The following is a 20,154-nucleotide window of genomic DNA, read 5'->3' as shown; positions in this document are numbered from 1 at the left end:
TATGACAGAACATCGAAGTGCTCCCCTCCCTGTTTTGCCACATGACAGATACAAGAGCTGTGCCAATGTTTCTGCCCTGTCGATGAGCGGATACAAAAAAGCCCGCAGTCCAGACTGGCTGCGGGCTTTCCATGAAACGACCGGGGTCGCTCGGGGTTTAAGCGATTTTGCAATCAACTCAAGCTGTTACAACCCCACTCACTCCTTGTGCGGTGCAGGCTGTTGTTGGGTAAGGCAGTGGATGTTACCGCCTCCCAGTAACAGTTCACGGCCCGGCACCATGACGACTTCGTGCTGCGGGAACAGGTTCTGCAAAATCTCCTTGGCCGGACCGTCCAGCGGATCGTCGAAACTCGGCGCAATGATGCCGCCGTTGACGATCAGGAAATTCACATAGGAGCCGGCCAGGCGAACGCTCGGGTTGCGCTCCTGCGTGCCGTCCACCGGGTCCACGCCAGCGCACTCTTCTTCGGTCGCATACAGCGGCCCCGGAATCGGCATCTTGTGCACCGTGAACGGGCGTCCCTTGGCGTCGGTGCTGCTTTGCAGCACGTTCATGGCTGCCTGGCAGCGCGGGTAGTTCGGGTCTTGCGGGTCGTCAGTCCAGGCCAGTAACACTTCACCCGGACGCACGTAGCAGCAGAAGTTATCCACATGGCCGTCGGTTTCATCGTTGAACAAACCGTCCGGCAACCAGATGATTTTATCCACAGCCAGATGGGCGCTGAGCACTGCTTCGATCTCGGCACGTTTGAGGTGCGGATTGCGATTGCGGTTGAGCAGGCATTCTTCGGTAGTGATCAGCGTGCCTTCGCCATCGACGTGAATCGAGCCGCCTTCGAGCACGAAGCCCTCGGTGCGATAACGCTGGCTGCGTTCGATCTCAAGGATCTTGCCACCCACCTGCGAGTCACGGTTCCACGGCGAATACAGGCCACCGTCAAACCCGCCCCAGGAATTGAAATCCCAGTTCACGCCCCGGACTTCGCCGCTGTTGTTGATGACAAAAGTCGGGCCGGTGTCACGCACCCAGGCGTCGTCGCTGGACATTTCGACCACGCGAATATTCGGCACGTCGAGACGGGCACGGGCGTTCTCGTACTGGCCGGCGGAAACGGCCACGGTCACCGGCTCGAAGCGGGCAATGGCCTTGGCCACCGCCACATGCGCGGCCTGCGCCGGTTTGCCGCCCAGGCGCCAGTTGTCCGGGCGCTCGGGCCAGATCATCCAGGTCTGGGTTTGCGGCGCCCATTCGGCGGGCATGTAGAAGCCGTCGGCGCGAGGTGTGCTGTGTAACGTGGTCATGGTGATCAGGACTCCAGAGAACCGTCGAGTGTTTTGATGGCGCCATACAGGTTCGGACGGCGGTCGCGGAACGAACCCCAGGCGCTGCGAATGTGTTCCAGTTCGTCGAGGTCGAAACTCTGCACCAATACGCCTTCTTCGGTCTGGTCGAGTTCCTGCACTTTTTCGCCGAACTGATTGGCGATAAACGACGAACCATAGAACGTAATGTCGTAGCCGTCTTGCTCTTCGTTACCGATGCGGTTGCTGGCGATCAGCGGCATCAGGTTCGCGCCGGCGTGGCCCTGCTGCACGCGCTGCCAGTGGTCACGGGACGAAATGGTCTTGTCGTGCGGCTCGCTGCCGATGGCGGTCGGGTAGAACAGAATCTCCGCGCCGAGCAACGCCATGCTGCGGGCGCATTCGGGGAACCACTGGTCCCAGCAGATGCCCACGCCGATTTTCGCATAACGGGTGTTCCACACTTTGAAACCGGTGTCGCCGGGATTGAAGTAATACTTTTCGTGGTAGCCAGGGCCGTCCGGGATATGGCTTTTCCGATAAATCCCGAGGTTGCTGCCATCGGCATCGATGATCGCAATGCTGTTGAACCGCGCGCGACCCGCCAGCTCGTAGAAGCTGATCGGCAGCACCACTTGCAGTTCTTTCGCGACCTTCTGGAAATGCTTGATCGCAACGTTGTCTTCAACGGTCGTGGCCAGTTGCAGGTAGTCCGGGTTCGGCTTCTGGCAGAAGTACGGGGCCTCGAACAGTTCCTGAATCAGGATGATCTGCGCGCCTTTGCCTGCGGCCTCCCGCACCAGCTTTTCGGCGGTCTCGATGTTGGCCTCAAGGTCCCAGGAACACGCCATCTGGGTAGCGGCGACAGTAACGATACGACTCATGAATCATCTCCTGGGCAAGCACTTGGGGCCGAGTGGGCATCGACCGATGTTAGAAATGGATTGGCGACTTTATAGCCGATAAAAATCGACTTTAAAAGCGATTAAGACCAATCCAATCTGAAATACCGGATAAAACACAGATAATAATCGACTTAGTGCGACTAAACCCTGTGGGAGCGAGCCTGCTCGCGAAGAGGGCGTATCAGTCGACATCAATGCTGACTGACACACCGCCTTCGCGAGCAAGCCCGCACACATTAGCTCGTGCCGTTTTATAGATTTTCGCCCAACACCTTCGACAGCATCCCCACAAAGAAATCCACGCTTTGGCGCGAGGTGACCATCGGCGGTTTGATCTTGAGGATGTTCAGATAGTCACCGGTCGGCTGCATGAAGATCCCCAGTTCACGCAGACGATCACACAGCGCCGTGGTTTCTTCAGTCGCCGGTTCCAGAGTTTCGCGATTGCGGATCAGCTCGACGCCCAGATAGAAACCAGAGCCATGCACCGCGCCCACCAGCGGATGAATATCGACCAGCGCTTCAAGACGCTCCTTGAAATACCCGCCAACGATCTGGGCGTTTTCCCAGAGTTTTTCTTCCTCCATCACGTCCAGCACTGCCATGCCGATCTGGCAACTGACCGGGCTGCCACCCGCCGAGGAAAAGAAATAGCCCTCGGCCTCCAGCGCTTCGGCGATTTCCCGTCGGGTGATCACCGCGCCCAGTGGCTGCCCGTTGCCCATGCCCTTGGCCATGGTGATGATGTCGGGCACCACGCCTTGCTCTTCAAAACCCCAGAAAAACTTGCCCATGCGGCCGTAGCCGACCTGCACTTCATCGGCAATGCACACGCCGCCCTGAGCGTGAACCAGCGCATACACCTGCTTCAAGTACCCCGGCGGCAGCGAAATCCCGCCCGCATTGCCGTACACCGGCTCGCAGATGAAGCCGGCGAGCTGACGTCCTTGCGCAGCGATTTTTTCCAGGTTGTGTTCGACGCTGCGCACATAGTCCGGCGTGCTGTCCTGACCGCGAAATTCACCGCGATAACTGTTCGGCGCCGTCACCGGATGCACCCAGTCCGGACGGCTGCTCAGGGCTTGCGGATTGTCGGCAATCGACGTCGATACCGCATCCGCCGCCACTGACCAGCCGTGATACGCCTCCAGCACGCTGAGCATGTCGCGCCCGCCGCTGTAGGCCCAGGCCAGACGGATCGCCAGGTCATTGGCCTCCGTGCCGCTGTTGACCAGAAACACACGGTCCATCGAGTCCGGTGCCAGTTTCAGCAGCCGCTCGGAAAACTCGGCTATCGCCGCATAGTGGAAACGCGAGTTGGTGTTGAGCAGCGACCACTGACGCGCGGCGACGGCGGCCATGCGCGGATGGCCGTGACCGAGCACCGCAACGTTGTTGAGCATGTCGAGGTAGGAACGTCCCTGCATGTCGATCAGATGGTTGCGCCAGCCGCGTTCGATGCGCGGCGGATCGACGTAATAGTGCTTCTGGGAACGGGCGAAACTGGCGTCACGACGTGCCAGCAGCGTGTGCGGATCGAGCTCTTCTTCAGCGTTACAAGCCAGTCCCAACAGCGCTGAGGGTGAGGGGCATAGCGCCTGCCACGCCGCTGCGCGCAACGGCGTGCAAAACAGCGGCGCATTCAACGAAGCGCCCCGGCACAACTGCACGATCAGCGGACCATTGACCGAGCCCAGCACCTGGCCTTTGACCAGCGCCGCGCCACTGTGCAGGGACGGGGTTACACCCCACAAACGCACGCTCAGTTGGGGACCGTCCAGCTGTACCACGCCCGCCGCCGGTTGATGGACGACCCCGGCAAACGGCGATTCGACCGCTGTGCCATAGGGCACCCGCAGCTCAACGTGTAATGGGCATGTGTCGGGTTCTTCGGCGCTGTCCGGCCGGGTGCGGGACAATCGGTATTGCCCATAACGGCTGGCGGCCAGACCGTGCACGTCAGCCGCTTCGGTCAGCAGACGCTGGTCGATACCTGGCTGCTCCCAGTTACCTGCCTCGAAGTGCGGGCTGAGCACGCCCAGGTCAATCAAGGCAAACTCGCGGCCCACCAGGCTTGGCAGCAGTGGAGCAAAGCCATCGCTGCCGATGGCGGGCAGGCTCTGGCCGACAGCGTTCAGAATTGCCGCTTCCATCAGCGCCAGCGGAACCGAGGTCGCCACGCGGAAAATCTCCCATTCGTGGCTCAGATTGTCGCGACTGTAGGTATTTTCCGGGTCGACGCTGACCTGCTGTTCGCCACTGAGCACCAACACCGCCGCCCGAGCGACGATCAGCGGCCACAACGCCTGCAGTTCTTCGTGCTGCAACGGATTGACCGCGTGATAGGCCTGCACCGCCGGCAGGATGTAAAACGGATCGCCATCGGCATGGTGCAGCAGCGCCGCGCAGGTCACCGACAGATCAGTGATGCGCCAGGTGCGAATCAGATCACCGAAATCGATGACGCCCTGCAACTGCCAGTGACGCTGCTCATCGCGCTGCCAGACCACGTTGTCATCGGTAATGTCCATGTGAATCGGCTGCACCGGCAACTTCGCCACCAGCGGGCGCAAACGCCGCTCGGCGTGCTCTGCGGCCTCGGCAATCAGCGCCCGCTGCGCGTCGTCCTGGATAACCGGCAGCAAATGGCCGATCAGCGCACTGGCGTGGCGGGCGTCCCATTGCAGGGTGCGCTCAAGACCCGGGTGGTCGAATCCGGCGAGGGCCAGGTCCATTTCACCGCAAAGCCGACCGAAACCGGCCACCACTGCTCCGGGCAGATGATCGAGGTGGGTGAGCGACTGGCCTTCAATGTAGTCCAGCAGCCGCACATGCACCGCCTGGCCAGCGACCTCCAGCGACAGCAGCCCTGTGCCATTGTTGGCCGCGATCACTCGCGGCACCTGCACACCGGGCTGCCCGGCCAGATGCTTGAGCCCGGCGTGCTGGGCCTCAAGCTCCAGCGCCGAATAGTCACCCCGGCAGATTTTCAGCACAAAACGCCCACGCTCGCTATCGACGCGGTAGTTCAGATCCTGCTGACTGCCCAGCGCCTGCAACGTCCCGCTCAAGCCGTAATGCCGCTCCAGCAGCTCAAGTGCTTGCTGCGCGCCCATCTGCGGAGCGGGCAAACTGGCGCGATGAATCAACGTGGCGAGCGGCATGTAACGACCCCTGAAATTTTATTAGGCGCTTATATCGCCATTGCTGGGGGCAATACACAACCCCCGTGGGGGCGGACGGATTGTCGGTGACCAACACAAATCCATTGTGAGAGCGAACCTGCTCGCGATAGCGATCGCTCAGACAGCCACTATGCTGATGTGACATTGTCTTGGCGGGCAGGCTCGCTCCCACAGGGTTCTGGGTGACGGAAGCCTGAAGGGTTTGCTCGGCGAAACGCCGCATCACTCGCACCAATCGTCACTTTGCGCAAGAATGTGCCCCATCAACACCCATTGCTGGAGAAACCCCATGAACGTAGTCACCACCGACCTACCCGGTGTTTTAATCATCGAGACCAAGGTATTTGGTGATGAGCGCGGCTTTTTCTACGAAAGTTTCAACGCCAGGGCTTTCGAAGACGCTACCGGGCTGGCACTCCAGTTCGTTCAGGACAATCATTCGCGCTCGCAAAAAGGCGTGCTACGAGGCTTGCACTACCAACTGCAAAACACCCAGGGCAAGCTTGTGCGCGTAACGGCCGGTGAAGTGCTGGACGTAGCCGTGGATATCCGCCGCAGCTCGCCACATTTCGGTAAATGGGTGGCGACTCGCCTGTCCGCCGATAACCATCGCCAGCTGTGGATCCCGGAAGGCTTCGCTCACGGTTTCGTGGTACTGAGCGAGTTCGCCGAATTCCTCTACAAGACCACCGATTACTACACCCCGTCGGCCGAGCGCAGCATTCGCTGGGACGACCCGGACCTGGCCATCGACTGGCAACTGGACGAAGCACCGCAACTGTCCGCCAAGGACGCCGTCGCCGCGTTCTTCAAGGACGCTGACGTCTTCGCCTGAGCCTGGGCATAATGCGCCTGTCCCCACAGGCGCTCGTGTGTCCGGTCTCGTCAATACAGTTCTTTTTTTGGCGAGCGGCTGTTGTCGCCAGACAAGGCGCCGCGACGAGTCATAGCTGGCTATGGCGAGGAGCGGCAACGCAGCATGGCGGCAACAGATGCCGCCAAAAATGAACCGTATTGGCGAGACCGGACACCCCATGACTCCCTCCCTCCCTCGCAGACCCCGCTGGCGCAGTCTGGCGCTGCTCGCGCTGTGCCTGGCGCCGTTGCTGTGGCCGCTGGAGCATCTGGCCGAGCGCTACTATCGCAATGAGCTGGCCGGTCAGAACCGCCAGACCCTCGATCTGTACGTTGCCAACCTGCTGGGCACCCTGCACCGCTACGAAGTGCTGCCGCAAATCCTTGGCGACCTGCCGGCCCTGCGCGCGGTGCTGGGTGCACCCGATGACAGCGTCACCCAGGGCAATGCCAACCGGTTGCTGAAGAACATCAGCGCCCAGACCGGCGCCGAGGTCATGTACCTGATGGACACCACGGGCAAGACCCTGGCGGCGTCCAATTGGGACAAACAGGACAGCTTCGTCGGGCGCAATTTTTCCTTCCGACCGTATTTCAGTGAGGCGATGGCCGGGCGGCTCGGGCGCTTTTTCGGGCTGGGCACGACGTCAGCCAAACGCGGGTACTTTTTTGCCGCCGCCGTGCGCAATGGCGAAAAAGTCATCGGCGTGCTGGTGGTCAAGGTCGATCTCGATCACACCGAAAGCCTGTGGGGCAAAACCCCCGAGCAACTGCTGATGACCGACCACAATGGCGTGGTCATTCTCACCTCACGTCCCGAATGGCGTTTCCGCGCCACCCGTGCCCTGGGCGAAGCAGAAAACAAGGCCATCACCGCGGTTCAGCCATACCCGACACTTGATCCCAAGCCGTTGAAGCTCAACCCCAAGGCCTGGCTGACCCAGACACAAAAGATTGAAGAAACCGGCTGGAGCGTCAGCATCCTCGCCCCGCGCACCCTGATCGATCGCCCAGTGCGCACGGTGGTCGCCATCGGCGGTGCGACGTTGCTGGTCTTGATGCTGTTGCTGGGCCTGATGATGCAGCGCCGCCGCCATTATCTGGAGCGCATCGCCTTCGAAGCCAAGGCGCGCCGCGAGCTGGAAGGCCGGGTAGCCGAACGTACCAGCGACCTTGAGGGCCTCAACCGGCGCCTGAAACAGGAAGTGCTGGAGCGCGAACAGGCGCAACAGGAACTGGTCCGGGCGCAAGACGATCTGGTGCAGGCCGGCAAACTCTCGGCGCTGGGCACCATGTCGGCGAGCATCAGCCACGAACTCAACCAACCACTGGCGGCGATCCGCAGCTACGCGGAAAACGCCGAGGTGCTGCTCGACCATCAACGCACCGACGATGCTCGCGGCAACCTCAAGCTGATCAGCGAACTGACTGGACGCATGGCCTCGATCATCGCCCACTTGCGCGCCTTCGCCCGCCGCGACCGTCATGCGCCGGAAAGCGTCGCCCTGCAACCGGCGCTGGATGACGCCCTGGCGTTGCTGGCCAAACGTCGACGCAGCATGGAAGTCGAGCTGATCCGTGACTTGCCGGCCGCCACCTTGTGGGTCGAAGCCGGGGAAACCCGTCTACGCCAGGTGCTCGGCAACGTGCTGGCCAATGCCCTCGACGCGCTGACTGAAAAAGGCCCGCCGCGCAAACTCTGGTTAAGTGCCCAATCCACCCCCGAGGGCGTCAATCTGTGCATTCGCGACAACGGTCCGGGGTTTTGCATGGAGGCCCTGGGCCGCGCTGGCGAGCCCTTCTACACCACCAAGACCCGCACCCAGGGTCTTGGCCTGGGATTGGCGATCTGCGACACCCTGATGCGCGCCTTCGGCGGTGAACTGTCGTTCGCCAACCACAAGGAAGGTGGCGCCCTGATTACTTTGAAGCTGCGCGCCGGCGCACCGGGTGTGAGCCTGCAACCGTCCGAGGACCGAAGTGCATGACCATTGATAACCGCATCCAGGTCGTGTTGATCGACGACGATCCCCACTTGCGTCAGGCCCTGAGCCAGACGCTGGACCTCGCCGGCCTGAAAATCCTGCCGCTGGCCGAAGCCAGGGGCCTGGCCGCGCAACTGGAGCGCGACTGGCCGGGTGTGGTGGTCAGCGACATCCGCATGCCGGGCATGGATGGCCTGGAGCTGTTGAGCGAGCTGCACGCCCAGGACCCGGAGCTGCCAGTGTTGCTGATCACCGGCCACGGCGATGTGCCTTTGGCGGTGCAAGCCATGCGTGCCGGTGCTTATGACTTTCTGGAAAAACCTTTCGCCAGTGACGCCCTGCTCGACAGCGTGCGCCGCGCCCTGGCCCTGCGCCGGCTGGTACTGGACAACCGCAGCCTGCGTCTGGCCTTGAGCGATCGCAATGAACTGAGTACCCGGCTGGTCGGGCAATCAGCGCCCATGTTGCGTTTACGCGAGCAGATCGGCGCGCTGGCGGCGACCAAGGCGGATGTGCTGATCCTCGGTGAAACCGGCGCTGGCAAAGAAGTGGTCGCCCGGGCGCTGCACGATTTGTCGAGTCGCCGTAACGGCCCGTTCGTGGCGATCAACGCCGGGGCGCTGGCCGAGTCGGTGGTGGAAAGCGAGTTGTTCGGCCATGAACCCGGCGCCTTCACCGGCGCGCAAAAACGTCGCATCGGCAAGTTCGAGTTCGCCAACGGCGGCACGCTGTTTCTCGACGAAATCGAAAGCATGAGCCTGGATGTTCAGGTGAAGCTGCTGCGCTTGTTGCAAGAACGGGTGGTCGAGCGCCTGGGCGGCAATCAGTTGATCCCGCTGGACATCCGCATCATCGCCGCCACCAAGGAAGACCTGCGCCAGTCCGCCGATCAGGGCCGTTTCCGCGCCGATTTGTATTACCGCCTGAACGTCGCGCCGCTGCGTATTCCGCCGCTGCGTGAGCGCGGTGAAGATGCGTTGATGCTGTTCCAGCATTTCGCCGACGAAGCCAGCGCCCGCCACGGTTTGCCACCCCACGAACTGCAACCGGGACAACGGGCGCTGCTGCTGCGGCACAGCTGGCCGGGCAACGTGCGGGAGTTGCAAAATGCCGCCGAACGCTTCGCCCTCGGCCTGGAACTGGCCCTGGACAACAGCGCACCGGACGGCAGCAACGGCATGAGCCGTGAAGTGGTCAGCGGCGGGCTCAGCGAGCAGGTGGAAAACTTCGAGAAAACCTTGATCGCCGCCGAGCTGGCGCGCTCACACAGCTCGGTGCGCAGCCTCGCCGAAGCCCTCGGCATCCCGCGCAAGACCTTGCACGACAAACTGCGCAAACACGGGCTGAACTTCGCCGACGGCGGCGCCAGCAGCCCCGCCGACGACCTTGATTGAATCCAACCGCAGAGGCCATGCATGAATCGCGACAGTCGTTACCTGGAATCAATCCTGCACCACGACATCCCGTTGACGCGGGACATGGGCCTCAAGGTCCTCGACTGGCACGACCAGCAACTGCGCCTGCACTTGCCGCTGGACGTTAACGTCAATCACAAAAGCACCATGTTCGGCGGCAGCCTGTATTGCGGCGCCGTGCTGGCGGGCTGGGGCTGGCTGCATTTGCGCCTGCGTGAAGAAGGGATTGAAGACGGGCACATCGTTATTCAGGAAGGGCAGATCAGCTACCCGCTGCCAGTCACCACCGACGCCACGGCAATTTGCAGGCGCCGAGCGGGGCGGTGTGGAAGAAGTTTCTGGCGATGTACGAGCGCTATGGCCGGGCGCGGCTGACGCTGCATTCACGGATTGTGAATGTGGGGAGTGAGGACGATGCGGTGACGTTTACCGGGCAGTATGTGTTGCACCGATAAAATATCAGGCAAATGCGAAACCTGTGGGAGCGAGCCTGCTCGCGAAGAGGCAGTGTCCGTCGAATCAATATTGGCTGATAAACCGCCTTCGCGAGCAGGCTCTCTCCCACAAGGATTCGCTTAACTGACTGACATTGGGGCAAGCCAGCTCGCCTACTCAGGAACGGGCGAGTTCCAGCAGCCTCTGCCGCCACGCCGCCTTCGCCGGCAGCGCCAGGAAGAACTCGTTCAACAGCGATTCCCGCGCCGGATAACAGAACGGCGCACCGCTCAAATCCAGCACCTCACCGCCCGCCCCTTCCAGCACCCCTTGCGCCGCCGCCGTGTCCCACTGCGAAGTCGGCGCCAGACGCGGATAACAATCCGCCACCCCTTCGGCCAGTAAACAGAATTTCAACGAACTGCCGACATTGGCCAACTGCAGCTCACCCAGTCGTTCACTCAACCCCGCCAGCAATCGCTCCTGCTCCGGGCTCGAATGCCGACGACTGGCAACCACGGTGAACGCCTCACCAGCGGGCACCACGTCACGAACCTGGATCGGCAACGGCTCGGCACCTGTGTCGCCGCGCCATGCACCCAACCCGGCGCCACCGACATAAAAACGCCCGCTGGTCGGCATCGACACCACGCCAAACACCACACGGCCCTGCTCGATCAACGCGATGTTGACGGTAAATTCTTCACTGCCGCAAATGAATTCCTTGGTCCCGTCCAGCGGGTCCACCAGCCACCAGCGCTGCCACCCGGCGCGTACGCTCTGGGGGATATCGGCGTCCTCTTCGGACAGCACCGCAATGCTCGGGTCCAGCGCCTTGAGCCCGTCGACGATGACATGGTGCGCGGCGATATCGGCGGCTGTGACCGGCGAATCATCGGATTTGGCCGTCACCGCCACATCGGCACGCCAGAACGGCAGGATCGCTTCGCCGGCCTTCAATGCCAGCTCAACCACGGGCGCCATCAACGGATGAGAAAAAGTCATGGCAGGAACACCCCGCGCTGGGTCAACAAGTCACGGGCCAGGTACAGCGCCGCCAAGGCACGGCCCTCGGTGAATTGCGGGTTTTGCGCAAGGCCTGACAATTCGTGCAGGTTGACCTTGTCCACGCCCATCGGCTCCGGCTCGTCGCCCTCCAGGCTTTCTTCGTAAAGATCAGTGGCCAATACCACCTGGATCTTCTGGCTCATGTAGCCGGGGGACAACGACAGTTCGGTCAGATGCTCCAACTGCCGCGCGCCATAGCCAGCCTCTTCCTTGAGTTCGCGTTCGGCGGCCGCCAGCACATCCTCGCCCGGCTCGATCAAGCCTTTGGGCAGGGACAATTCGTATTCATCGGTGCCGCCGCAATATTCTTCCACCAGCACCGCATGCTCGGCATCGAGCATCGCCACGATCATCACCGCGCCATACCCGGCGCCCTTGCCGACCAGGCGCTCGTAGGTACGCTCCACGCCATTGGAAAAGCGCAATTTCAGCTCTTCGACGCAGAACAGGCGGCTGGTGGCGACAATCTCGCGGGCAAGTACGGTGGGTTTCTGGCGCATGCAAAGCTCCTTGGCGTGAACGCGCTACTATAACGCGGCTTTCCCGATTGTTTATGTCGGATATCTTTCTACCGTTCGAGACGTTTGCCATGCCCTCATTACCCTGGTCCGACATCGACACCGTACTGCTGGACATGGACGGCACCCTGCTGGACCTGCACTACGACAACCATTTCTGGATGGAGCACCTGCCCCAGCGCTATGCCGAACTGCACGGCGTGAGCCGGGCCATGGCCGAGCTGGAGTTGCAGCCGCTGTTCGAACGCAACGCCGGTCAGTTGCAGTGGTATTGCCTGGACTTCTGGAGCGCCGAGCTGAAATTGCCGGTGCGCGAGCTGAAACTGGAAACCGCCCATCTGATCGCCCTGCGCCCGGATGCGGACACCTTTCTGGCAGCGATCAAACAGGCCGGAAAACGGGTGATCATGATCACCAATGCGCACCGCGATTCACTGTCATTGAAACTGGAGCGGATTGAACTGGCGCCGTACTTCGAGCGTTTGATCAGCTCCCACGATTACGGTTTCGCCAAGGAAAACCCGCAGTTCTGGGACGCCTTGCAGGCAGACATCGGTTTCGACCCGGCACGTAGCCTGTTTATCGACGATACGCTGCCGATTTTGCGCAGCGCTCGGGACTTTGGGGTGGCGCATCTGCTGGCAGTGAGTGAGCCGGACAGCCGCAAAGGGCCGAAAGACACGGCTGAATTTGCGGCGGTGGGGGATTACCGCGAGCTTGTTGCAGGGCTTTGAGACCGGGTCGCCTGCTTCGCGAGCAGGCTCGCTCCCACACAGATCAGGTTGTACACAAATGACATGTTCACCCAAGATCCAATGTGGGAGCGAGCCTGCTCGCGAAAGCGATCTTGAGGATTACTCAGGAATGCGCAACGACTGCCCCGGATAGATCTTGTTCACATCCTTGAGCATCGGCTTGTTGGCCTCGAAGATTTTTTGATACTTGTTGGCATCGCCATACACGCGCAGGGAAATCGCGCTAAGCGTGTCGCCCTTCTCCACCACCACGAACTTCGCCGCCACGACGACCGGCCCGGTCACGGTAATCTGGTCTTCAACACCACTGACACCGGCCACGTTGCCCAGCGACAGGAGAATTTTTTCTTTCTCTTCCTGGGATTTGGCTTCGCCGCTGGCGATCACTTTATCGCCTTCGACTTTCACCTGGATTTTCGACGTGTCGATTCCCGTCAGTGCATCCTTCACATGCCTGGTCAACGCCTCACTGTTGGCTTGGGCCTTGTCCGGCGTCAGCGCACCAAGAATTTTTTCACCGGCATCTTTCAAAAAGCTGAAAAGGCTCATCGTTTTCTCTCCATGGGATAAGGGTCCAGACGCAAAAGACTAGACCAGCCTCTCCCACTGCGGTTCCCAGCCGACCAATGACCCCGCCCCCTCGCAAGCGCTAGAATCGCAAACCCTGCCCGCGCCCTGGAGCGAAGATGGACATCAAGCAGCTCAAATTCCTCATCGCCCTCGACGAAACCCGGCACTTCGGCCAGGCCGCTGCCCGCTGCCACATCACCCAGCCGACCCTGTCGATGCGTTTGCGCAGCCTGGAAGAAGAGCTGGAGTTGCCGCTGGTCAATCGTGGCCAGCGTTTTGAAGGCTTTACCGCGCCCGGCGAACGGGTGCTGGCCTGGGCTCGCACGGTATTGGCCGCTTACGACGGCTTGCAGGCCGAGGCCGCTGCCTGTCGCGGCAATCTGGTGGGTACGTTGCGCCTGGGCGTGGTGCCGCTGTCGAGCTTCGATCCGCTGCCGCTGATGCAACGCCTGCACGTCGAACACCCGAATCTGCGCTTCGAACTCTCGGCGCTGAGCTCCGAGCAGATCCTCGAACAGCTGGCGAACAATCGACTCGACCTTGGCGTGTCTTACCTGGAGCGCCTCGACGGCGAACGTTTCGACTCGCTGGCCTTCAGCGAAACCCGCATGGGCCTGCTCTACGATCAGCGTTTTTTCAGTTTCGGCGAGGCGCCGCTGAGCTGGGAGTCATTGATCGAACTGCCGTTGGGCATGCTCACCAGCGGCATGCATTTTCGCCAATCCATCGATCATAACTTCCACAGCCGAGGCCTGATCCCGCAGCCGCTGCTGCAAACCGATGCTGTCCATCAATTGTTACAAGCCGTGCACGGCGGCTTCTGCTGCGCGGTGATGCCGCTGGACGGAGGCCTGGAAAATCTCACCGACCACCTGCGCCTGCAACCCATCGAAAATGCCCAGACCCTTGGCCGGCTGGGACTGATCATGCGCCGCAGCGCCCCGCGTTCGGCCTTGGCGGAAGCCTGCTTCGCGATTTATCAGAAATCGCTGACAGGACCTTGATCGACGGCATCTATCGGTAGATCAGTATTAGCGATTAGACGAGACAACCTGCCGCGCCTAGGCTTAGAACTGACCAAACCGTCGGTGATGCCCCCATGAACGCCAAGCGCCCAGCCTGCGCGGCGCCCGCCCTCGAAACGCCCGCGCCCGCCGCCAGCCAGACCTACAGTTTCAGCAATCTGCAATACACCGAAACGGACAGCACCGCGCTGGCTGAAGAAGTGGCATTGGCGATTGCCTATAACGGCATCAGCCAAGCCGTGATGCTGGTGACGCCGACGGATCTGGAAGACTTTATCGTCGGCTTCAGCCTGGGCAGCGGCATCATCGAAGACGCTGCTGACATCTATGACCTGCAACTCAGCGGCTCGGGTTCGGCGCAATACGCGCAAGTGACCATCGCCAACCGCGCCTTCTGGAACCTCAAGCAGCAACGTCGGCAACTGGCCGGCACCAGCGGTTGCGGGCTGTGCGGCGTGGAAGCGGTCGAACAGGCGCTGCCCGACCTCAAGGTGCTCCCTGGCGCGCCTTTGCCGCCTGCCGAATGGCTCGACGGCCTGCGCCAGCGTATCGGCGCGTTTCAGCCGCTGGGCCAGCATTGCGGCGCCGTGCACGCGGCGGTGTTCATGAACGGCCAGGGCGAACTGCTGCTGGGCCGCGAAGACATTGGCCGGCATAACGCCCTCGACAAACTGATCGGCGGCCTGATCCGCCAGAACATCTCGACTGCCGGCGGCCTGGCAATTGTCACCAGCCGTTGCAGCCTCGAACTGATCCAGAAAGTGCTGCGCGCCGGGATTCAAACCCTCGTCAGCCTGTCGTCGCCCACCGGTCTTGCCGTGCAATGGGCCCGCCGCCACAACCTCAATCTCATCCACCTGCCGCAGAAGAATGCGCCGCGGGTCTACAGCCCTGCGATGGAGAACCAAGCGTGAGCCAACATCATCAAGCCGACCAGAAACCAACCCCGCGTTACAAGCCCTACAAGGGTGCTGCCGGTGGCTGGGGCGCGCTGATCAGCGTTGCCCAGGCCTGGTTGACCAGCGACAACGCGCTGAAAAACTTGCGCATGATGCTCAAGACCAACCAGAACGGCGGCTTCGACTGCCCGGGTTGCGCCTGGGGTGATTCGCCGGAAAGCGGCATCGTGAAGTTCTGCGAGAATGGCGCCAAGGCGGTGAACTGGGAAGCGACCAAACGCCGTGTCGATGGCGCTTTCTTCGCCAAACACAGCGTCACCTCCTTGCTGGAACAGAGCGATTACTGGCTGGAGTATCAAGGCCGTCTGACCGAGCCAATGAGCTATGACGCCGAAACCGATCGCTACAAGCCGATCAGTTGGGAGGCGGCATTCGCCCTGATCGGCAAGCACCTGCAAGGGCTGTCGAGCCCGGATCAGGCCGAGTTCTATACCTCGGGCCGCGCCAGCAACGAAGCGGCGTACCTGTATCAATTGTTCGTGCGTGCCTACGGCACCAACAACTTCCCCGACTGTTCGAACATGTGCCACGAGGCCAGCGGTGTGGCGTTGGCGCAAAGTGTTGGCGTTGGCAAAGGCACCGTGACCTTCGACGACTTCGAACACGCCGATGCGATTTTCGTCTGGGGCCAGAACCCCGGCACCAACCACCCACGGATGCTTGAACCGCTGCGCGAAGCGGTGAAACGCGGCGCGCAAGTGGTGTGCGTCAACCCGTTGAAAGAGCGTGGCCTGGAACGCTTCCAGCACCCGCAACATCCGCTGGAAATGCTCACCAACGGCGATAAACCGACCAACACTGCGTACTTCCGCCCAGCCTTGGGCGGCGACATGGCGCTGCTGCGCGGCATGGCGAAATTCCTGCTGCAATGGGAGCGCGATGCACAGAAAACCGGCGCGCCAGCGGTGTTCGACCACGACTTCCTCAATGAACACAGCGCCAACGTACTGGAATACCTGGGCACCATCGACGACACGCCGTGGGAACAGATCGTCGAGCAGTCCGGCCTGACGCTGGTGGAAATCGAGCAAGCGGCGCGCATGTACGCCAAGGGCAAGAACGTGATCATGTGCTGGGCGATGGGCATCACCCAGCATCGCCATTCGGTGCCAACCATCCAGGAAATTGCCAACCTGATGCTGCTGCGCGGCAACATCGGCCGGCCAGGTGCCGGCCTGTGCCCGGTGCGCGGCCACAGTAACGTGCAAGGCGACCGGACCATGGGCATCAACGAGCGCCCGCCAGTGGCGTTCCTCGATTCCCTGGAGCGTCGCTTCCAGTTCAAGGTGCCCCGTGACAACGGCCACAACGTGGTCGAAGCCATTCATGCCATGGCCGATGGTCGCGCCAAGGTTTTCATTGGCCTGGGTGGCAACTTCGCTCAAGCCACGCCCGACAGCCCGCGCACCTTTCAGGCCCTGAGCAATTGCGACCTGACCGTGCAGATCAGCACCAAGCTCAACCGCAGCCATCTGGCCCACGGTAAAGACGCGCTGATCCTGCCGTGCCTGGGCCGGACCGACATCGACATCCAGACCGAAGGCCCGCAAGCGGTGACTGTCGAAGACTCGTTCAGCATGGTCCACGCCTCCAATGGCCAGTTGCAGCCGCTGTCGAACCAGATGCGCTCGGAGCCTGCAATCATTGCCGGCATCGCCGCTGCGACGCTGGGCAGCAAGCCGGTGGACTGGAACTGGCTGGTAGCCGATTACGGGCGCATCCGCGACCTGATCGCCGACACCATCCCGGGCTTTCGCGATTTCAACGAGAAGGTCAAGAATCCGGGCGGTTTCTACCTCGGCAACAGCGCCGGCGCACGCAAGTGGAACACCCCGTCGGGCCGCGCCAATTTCCGCGCAAACATCCTGCCCAAAGACCTGGTGCACGAGCGCACCCGTGCTACCGGTGTGCTGCCGGACCTGATCATGCAATCAATGCGTTCCCACGATCAGTACAACACCACCATTTATGGCCTCGACGACCGTTATCGCGGCGTGAAGGGCCAACGGGACGTGTTGTTCGTGAACGAGGCCGACATCATTCGCCTGGGTTTCAAACCGGGGCAGAAAGCCGACATCGTGTCGATCTGGGACGATGGCCGCGAGCGTCGGGTCAAGGGCTTCACGCTGCTGGCGTTTGATATTCCGGCGGGGCAGGCGGCGGCCTACTATCCGGAAGTGAATCCGCTGGTGCCGCTGGAAAGCACCGGGGACGGCAGCCATACGCCGACGTCGAAGTTTGTGGCGATCCGACTGGAAGCGGCGAGTGAGAGCCGGTTGATTTTGGCGAAGTCGGCGTAATCAGTCGCCTGTTCTGGCCTCATCGCGAGCAAGCTCGCTCCCACATTGGATCGTCAGGGGACACAGGCTATGTGTTCACCGATAAACACTGTGGGAGCGGGCTTGCTCGCGATGACGTCGGACGACGCAATACATCAATCACTTCAACCAACCACTTTCCAATCGCCCACAAAAAAGGCCGCTTTTCCCTAAAAACGGCCTATCCGAAGTAGCTAAAGACCGACGAAAGTCGCTTAAGTTCCGCCGTTAAAACAGTAACTTACGCAATTGTGTACAAGTCGTGTTACTCGTCGGATTTCGATTGTAACCAGTTCGACACAGCCTCAGGATCGCGCCGTCATCCCCTTGAGGTTCCTCTATGAAGTTCTCCTCGATTCTCTTGCTGTCCCTTGGCCTGGTCAGTGGCATCGCTTCTGCCGGCGGCACTGCTGAAGCAGGTGTGGGCGGCGCATTGGGCGGGGTTCTGGGCTCGGTCGTCGGTCAATCGTTAGGCGGCAACACAGGTTCAACCATTGGCGCGGCCCTGGGTGGCGCGGGTGGTAGCGCGGTCGGCGCAGACCGCCGCAGCCGTGGTGAAGCGGCCATCGGCGGTGCGTTGGGCGCAGCGGGCGGCAACGTAGTCGGGCGCAGCATGGGCGGTACTACCGGCAGCCTGATCGGCTCCGCTGCCGGCGGTGGTGCGGGTGGTGCGTTGGGTAACTACATGGGCAACGCCAGTAACGACAATGATCGCCGCTCCTATCGGGGCCGGGATGATCGCCGTTACTACCGAGATGACCATCGTGGTCGTGGCCATGCTTACGGGCATCGCAAGCATCATCGGTATAGCCGGCATCATTGATCGCCGCGAAGATCAAAAGATCGCAGCCTGCGCCAGCTCCTACAGGGATTGAGCTGTCACAGGTTGCGATTTTTTTTGTCCGTCAAATCGTCAACTGCTCCAATGCCTCGCGTAAACCGACTGGAATCGCCACGGGCTGATTCGACAGCCGGTCCACAAATACATGCACAAACCGCCCCGCCGCACAGGCCTCGTCTTCACCTTGCTTGAACACGGCCAGTTCATATTGCACCGAGCTGTTGCCCAATTTGCCCACCCGCAGGCCGATCTCAATCCGGTCCGGGAAAGCGATTGAAGCGAAGTAATCGCAGGCCGAACTCACCACGAAACCCACGACCTCGCCGTCATGGATATCCAGCCCGCCGACTTCGATCAGGTAGGTGTTAACGGCCGTGTCGAAGAAGCTGTAGTAGGTAACGTTATTGATGTGGCCGTAGGCATCGTTGTCGTGCCAGCGAGTCGTGATGGGCTGGAAGTGGGGGTAGTCGGTGCGCTGGTGCATCGGTGTCGGCTCCTGGGGTGGGTGGGTAGTCTAAGGCGAAATCGCGTCATCGTTCTTCGCGAGCAATCCCGCTCCCACCATTGACCTGCATTGAACATAAATCCCCTGCTCGCGAAGGCGCCCTGAAGCACGCCACATCAACTAGCTATCAGCAAACCCCTTCCCCGCCACCGCCAACTCACCAATCAGCCTTGCAGGCGTCCACTGATCTCCCTGCCTCGTCTCCAGCGCCAACAACCGCTGATGAATGTCCGCCAACCCCTGCTGATCCGCCCAGGCCATTGGCCCGCCTTTTTCCGCCGGAAAACCGTAGCCATTGAGATACACCAGATCGATATCGTGAGCCGAGCCGGCAATGCCCTCCTGCAAAATTTTCGCCCCTTCGTTGACCAGCGCCAGCAAGCAGCGCTCCAGAATCTCCTCAGGCCCGATCTCGCGGCGCTGGAAGCCCAGTTTTTCGCTGACCTCCAGCACCAGCGCATCGACGACCGGGTCGTGCTCAGCCTGACGACTGCCCGGCTCGTAGTGGTAATAGCCGTTGCCACTCTTCTGGCCAAAGCGACCAAGCTCACACAGACGGTTATCCACCTGGACTTCAGGCGCATCCTGGCCTGTGCCGGCCAACTCGCGAGCGCGCCACTCCAAGTCAATACCGACCACGTCATACATGCGAAACGGCCCCATGGCGAAGCCAAAACCCTGCAGCGCCGCATCCACCTGATACGGATACGTGCCTTCGAGCAGCATCTTGCGCGCCTCCAGCACGTACGGGTGCAACATGCGATTACCGATAAATCCATGGCAATTGCCGGACACTACACTGACCTTGCCCATGCGTTTGCCCAGCACCAGCGCGGTATCAAGTACCGCCGGGGCGGTCTGCGCGCCACGGACGATTTCCAGCAATTTCATGATGTGAGCCGGGCTGAAGAAGTGCAGGCCCAGCACTTGTTGCGGGCGGCGAGTGACGGCGGCGATCGCGTCGATATCCAGCGCCGAGGTATTACTGGCCAGAATCGCGCCGGGTTTGAGCTGAGCGTCCAGGTCGCGGAAGATCTGCTGCTTGAGTTCGAGGTTCTCGTAGACCGCTTCGATCACCAGGTCCACCTCGCGGATCGCCGCATAATCCGCCGCGGCTGTCACTCGGGCAAGGCGAGTGTCAGCCTCAGCCTGATCGATACGGCCCTGCTTTACATTGTGCGCATAGGTGTCAGCCACGGCGGCCAGCGCCTGTTCGAGCATCTGCGGGTTGTTATCGACCCACTGCACCGGCACCCCGGCGTTAGCCAGGCACATGACAATGCCCCGGCCCATCGTGCCCGCACCAATCACGGCGGCGCGCTGAATATCGAACGGTTTCTGGCTCATGGTTGTTCTCTTGTTGGCGATCCAAAGACAAGGTTCACCATAGACAGCCTGTGGTTTTTTTTGAAATTTATTACCGTGATGGGCGACATTCAGGGGATGGATGCCAGCCGCAAGAGCACAGCAAATCCCTGTGCGGGCCTGCTCGCGAAAGCGGTCGATCAGT

16 protein-coding genes and 1 pseudogene are annotated in these 20,154 nt (G+C 61.3%); 9 read left to right on the top strand and 8 right to left on the bottom strand.

The genetic code is table 11. The features are described 5' to 3' along the window. Window positions 1–198: 198 nt before the first annotated feature. The 3 genes from aguA to POF45_RS17565 all read right to left on the bottom strand — a co-directional run bounded on the left by aguA (window position 199) and on the right by POF45_RS17565 (window position 5,374). Window positions 199–1,305, bottom strand: coding sequence for an agmatine deiminase (gene aguA / locus POF45_RS17575; protein ID WP_259498306.1), 1,107 nt, complete (start codon window positions 1,303–1,305; stop codon window positions 199–201). Between the two features lie 5 nt (window positions 1,306–1,310). Continuing rightward, window positions 1,311–2,189 carry an N-carbamoylputrescine amidase gene (aguB, locus tag POF45_RS17570; RefSeq protein WP_259498304.1) on the bottom strand — a complete coding sequence of 293 codons (879 nt, stop codon included), beginning with the start codon at window positions 2,187–2,189 and terminating at the stop codon, window positions 1,311–1,313. Window positions 2,190–2,461: 272 nt separating this feature from the next. Then, the gene (locus POF45_RS17565; RefSeq protein WP_282316255.1) at window positions 2,462–5,374 is read right to left on the bottom strand and encodes an aminotransferase; all 2,913 of its coding nucleotides are present in this window, start codon (window positions 5,372–5,374) and stop codon (window positions 2,462–2,464) included. 310 nt (window positions 5,375–5,684) lie between these two features. Here POF45_RS17565 and rfbC point away from each other — a divergent pair, with 310 nt between their 5' ends. The 4 genes and pseudogenes from rfbC to POF45_RS17545 all read left to right on the top strand — a co-directional run bounded on the left by rfbC (window position 5,685) and on the right by POF45_RS17545 (window position 10,105). Next, on the top strand, window positions 5,685–6,230 hold the full coding sequence (gene rfbC / locus POF45_RS17560; protein WP_259498301.1) for a dTDP-4-dehydrorhamnose 3,5-epimerase: 546 nt from the start codon (window positions 5,685–5,687) through the stop codon (window positions 6,228–6,230). Between the two features lie 199 nt (window positions 6,231–6,429). After that, entirely contained in the window at window positions 6,430–8,238 is a 1,809-nt protein-coding gene (locus POF45_RS17555; protein ID WP_259498299.1) for a sensor histidine kinase, read from the top strand. Next, window positions 8,235–9,629: a sigma-54-dependent transcriptional regulator gene (locus POF45_RS17550; RefSeq protein WP_282316254.1), complete on the top strand. Its 1,395-nt coding sequence runs from the start codon at window positions 8,235–8,237 to the stop codon at window positions 9,627–9,629. The genes POF45_RS17555 and POF45_RS17550 overlap by 4 nt, the downstream gene beginning before the upstream one ends. A gap of 21 nt (window positions 9,630–9,650) precedes the next feature. Continuing rightward, window positions 9,651–10,105, top strand: a pseudogene (locus POF45_RS17545) (thioesterase domain-containing protein). A gap of 157 nt (window positions 10,106–10,262) precedes the next feature. Here POF45_RS17545 and cysQ read toward each other — a convergent pair. Together cysQ and nudE are read right to left on the bottom strand one after the other, a co-directional pair. Beyond that, entirely contained in the window at window positions 10,263–11,090 is an 828-nt protein-coding gene (cysQ, locus tag POF45_RS17540) for a 3'(2'),5'-bisphosphate nucleotidase CysQ (RefSeq protein WP_282316253.1), read from the bottom strand. Beyond that, window positions 11,087–11,653 (bottom strand): ADP compounds hydrolase NudE, encoded by a 567-nt coding sequence (nudE, locus tag POF45_RS17535; protein WP_259498292.1) that lies wholly within the window; start codon window positions 11,651–11,653, stop codon window positions 11,087–11,089. The genes cysQ and nudE overlap by 4 nt, the downstream gene beginning before the upstream one ends. A gap of 89 nt (window positions 11,654–11,742) precedes the next feature. Here nudE and yrfG point away from each other — a divergent pair, with 89 nt between their 5' ends. Beyond that, the gene (yrfG, locus tag POF45_RS17530) at window positions 11,743–12,405 is read left to right on the top strand and encodes a GMP/IMP nucleotidase (protein WP_259498290.1); all 663 of its coding nucleotides are present in this window, start codon (window positions 11,743–11,745) and stop codon (window positions 12,403–12,405) included. A gap of 120 nt (window positions 12,406–12,525) precedes the next feature. Here the strand turns inward: yrfG and lysM are convergent, their stop codons facing one another. Further along, a complete protein-coding gene (gene lysM / locus POF45_RS17525) occupies window positions 12,526–12,975 on the bottom strand; it encodes a peptidoglycan-binding protein LysM (protein ID WP_259498288.1) in 450 nt (149 codons plus the stop codon). A 137-nt stretch (window positions 12,976–13,112) separates the two neighbouring features. Between lysM and POF45_RS17520 the strand changes: the two genes are divergently transcribed. The 4 genes from POF45_RS17520 (at window position 13,113) to POF45_RS17505 (ending at window position 18,121) form a co-directional block, all read left to right on the top strand. After that, on the top strand, window positions 13,113–14,000 hold the full coding sequence (locus POF45_RS17520; protein ID WP_282316251.1) for a LysR family transcriptional regulator: 888 nt from the start codon (window positions 13,113–13,115) through the stop codon (window positions 13,998–14,000). Between the two features lie 95 nt (window positions 14,001–14,095). Further along, the gene (gene fdhD / locus POF45_RS17515) at window positions 14,096–14,935 is read left to right on the top strand and encodes a formate dehydrogenase accessory sulfurtransferase FdhD (protein WP_259498284.1); all 840 of its coding nucleotides are present in this window, start codon (window positions 14,096–14,098) and stop codon (window positions 14,933–14,935) included. Then, window positions 14,932–17,280: an FdhF/YdeP family oxidoreductase gene (locus POF45_RS17510; protein ID WP_282316249.1), complete on the top strand. Its 2,349-nt coding sequence runs from the start codon at window positions 14,932–14,934 to the stop codon at window positions 17,278–17,280. Before fdhD ends, POF45_RS17510 begins: the two co-directional genes overlap by 4 nt. A 358-nt stretch (window positions 17,281–17,638) precedes the next feature. Continuing rightward, window positions 17,639–18,121 carry a glycine zipper domain-containing protein gene (locus POF45_RS17505; RefSeq protein WP_259498280.1) on the top strand — a complete coding sequence of 161 codons (483 nt, stop codon included), beginning with the start codon at window positions 17,639–17,641 and terminating at the stop codon, window positions 18,119–18,121. Between the two features lie 82 nt (window positions 18,122–18,203). Here the strand turns inward: POF45_RS17505 and POF45_RS17500 are convergent, their stop codons facing one another. Together POF45_RS17500 and POF45_RS17495 are read right to left on the bottom strand one after the other, a co-directional pair. Further along, window positions 18,204–18,623: an acyl-CoA thioesterase gene (locus POF45_RS17500; protein WP_259498278.1), complete on the bottom strand. Its 420-nt coding sequence runs from the start codon at window positions 18,621–18,623 to the stop codon at window positions 18,204–18,206. Window positions 18,624–18,764: 141 nt separating this feature from the next. After that, window positions 18,765–19,991 carry a 3-hydroxyacyl-CoA dehydrogenase gene (locus tag POF45_RS17495; RefSeq protein ID WP_282316248.1) on the bottom strand — a complete coding sequence of 409 codons (1,227 nt, stop codon included), beginning with the start codon at window positions 19,989–19,991 and terminating at the stop codon, window positions 18,765–18,767. Between the last annotated feature and the right edge of the window lie 163 nt (window positions 19,992–20,154).

This window comes from Pseudomonas fungipugnans (genome assembly GCF_029955235.1).
Classification (GTDB): Bacteria; Pseudomonadota; Gammaproteobacteria; order Pseudomonadales; family Pseudomonadaceae; genus Aquipseudomonas; species Aquipseudomonas fungipugnans.
The sequence above is the reverse complement of the archived record's forward strand: the minus strand, read 5'-3'. Positions and strand labels throughout refer to the sequence as shown.